General features: G+C 62.0%; 1 protein-coding gene. It reads right to left on the bottom strand.

Going from position 1 to position 679, the window contains the following annotated elements:
• On the bottom strand, nt 1–622 hold a 622-nt coding region (locus ENZ75_RS33530; protein WP_164888264.1), incomplete at its 3' end, for a pyridoxal phosphate-dependent aminotransferase.
• Between the last annotated feature and the right edge of the window lie 57 nt (nt 623–679).

Raw genomic sequence — 679 nt, 5'->3', positions numbered from 1 at the left:
CGCTGATCGCCTTTGGGCTCAGTGAGGCAGCCGTCGGCAGCCGCCTGCCGTAGGAGAGGTCGCGATAGGTCTCGTCGACCAGCAGATGGCAGCCGCGAGCCTCGGCAAGCGCCACCAGCGCATCGAGCTCGGCTCGGCTCATCATCGTGCCGGTCGGGTTGTGCGGGCAGGTGACGCTGATCAGCTTCGTGTCCGGCCGAATCGCGGCCTTGACGCGTTCGACGTCGATGGCGAAGCCTTCCTCGAATGCCAGGTCGACAAAGCTGATGGCGCAGCCGATCGCCCTTGGGGTTTCGATGTTGGTGGCGTAGTTGGGCCGGATGACGACGAGATGGTCGTTGGCCGACAAAAGCGAGGTCGAGATGATGAACAGTGCGCCGGCGGCACCGGCGGTGACCAGCACATCATCCGGCGAAATGCCGGCATCCTGCGCCGATATCAGTGCACGCAACTGCTTGTCGCCGCGATGCTCGCCATAGAAAAGCGTGAGATCGGGCAGCGACAGGCCGATGTCGGAGAGCTTCTGGTCGGCGATCGAGCTTTCGGAAAGATTAAAGCGGATACGGTCGTAGCCGTATTCTTCCGGTGCCTCTTTCTCGATCCCCATCCTGGTGTAGTTCATGGCTCACTCCCCAAGAGCAGTTCACCGTTTCACGGAAACGGCGACCCGCTCTAACTC

It is taken from the genome of Mesorhizobium sp. M7A.F.Ca.CA.002.04.1.1 (assembly GCF_004022805.1).
In the GTDB taxonomy this organism is placed as follows: Bacteria; Pseudomonadota; Alphaproteobacteria; order Rhizobiales; family Rhizobiaceae; genus Mesorhizobium; species Mesorhizobium ciceri.
The sequence above is the reverse complement of the archived record's forward strand: the minus strand, read 5'-3'. Positions and strand labels throughout refer to the sequence as shown.